Source organism: Aneurinibacillus danicus (assembly GCF_007991215.1).
Classification (GTDB): Bacteria; Bacillota; Bacilli; order Aneurinibacillales; family Aneurinibacillaceae; genus Aneurinibacillus; species Aneurinibacillus danicus.
Map to the genome: position 1 here is coordinate 1 of NZ_BJXX01000272.1, position 1,285 is coordinate 1,285.

The 1,285-nt window shown below is 44.8% G+C and carries 1 protein-coding gene; it reads left to right on the forward strand.

Translation table 11 applies throughout. From position 1 onward, the window contains the following. Positions 1-119 precede the first annotated feature (119 nt). On the forward strand, positions 120-1,285 hold a 1,166-nt coding region (locus ADA01nite_RS21680), incomplete at its 3' end, for an LLM class flavin-dependent oxidoreductase (RefSeq protein ID WP_146812498.1).

Below are 1,285 nucleotides of genomic sequence, written 5' to 3' on the forward strand. Positions count from 1 at the left end.
GGTACTTGCTACTATAAATAAGCAACTCACCCAAGAAATTTGCCGGGAGGTGAAACCGCATTCAAATAAACGGGGTGATAACCAAGTATTGCATACAATAAATTCGGAGGTGTTTCACTTTGAAATTCGTATTATTTTATTTGCCTACTGTTGGTACTAGAAAACAAATAGAGTCGGGTATGCTGCCAGGTACAAACACGCAGGCGTACCAATCGATGCTGTATCAAATTACCGAGCAGGTTAAGGCGGCTGATCAACTCGGTTACTATGCCGCGGCGTTTACGGAGCACCATTTCCACATTGAAGGGTTTGAAGTATCCAATAACCCGATTCTTTTGAGCCTGTATCTGGGGATGCAAACCAAAAATATTAAAGTTGCTCAATTAGCAAATGTTCTTCCGTTTCACAACCCACTCCGTTTAGCGGAAGATTTAGCGATGCTGGATCAAATGACGAAAGGACGGGCGATTTGTGGAATTGCTCGCGGTTATCAGAAGAGATGGGCAGATGTTTTAGGACAGGTGTATGGGGTAGGAGCTACGTTCTCTGATAAGTCGGAAACAGACGCGCGCAACAGAAGATTGTTCAATGAACACTATCAAATCATGAAAAAAGCCTGGACCAGCGAAACATTCACATATGAAGGTGAATTCTGGAATATTCCTCCTGAGAATCTCGAATTCGGGCATGAGGCTGTCCGTGATTATGGTAGGGGGCTTGGAGAAGACGGGCGAATAAAAGAAATTGGAATTGCGCCAAAACCGTATCAGAAACCACATATGCCGGTCTGGCAGCCATTCTCTTTCAGTGAAGAATCTTTCCGTTTTTGTGCTAGAGAAAACATTGTCCCCTTCATGTTAAACACGGATGATACAGCGATTAGAAACCTAATGACTGCCTACCAGGAAGAGGCTGCCAAAGTCGGGCGTGAAATCGCTTACGGGGACAGCGTTGGAATTTTCCGTGATGTTTTTGTTGCTAAAACGGATGAAGAAGCACACCGCCTGGCCGCAGACGGAAACGGATTTGTCTGGCCGGCATGGTTTGGCGGGTTAGGCTTTAATGAGGCGTTACGCAGACATGGTGAAACGGGCAAAATTAAAGGGGATTATGCGGATTTATGTGAGCGTGGTTTTGAATTTGTCGGAACCCCGGACACTGTGAACTTCATGATTGAAAAATTAGTGAAAAAACACAATCCGGAATATTTGTTAATGTGGCAGTATCCCGGTTTGATCCCGCACGAAGACATGATGCGCCATATCGAAATGTTTGCCACACAAGT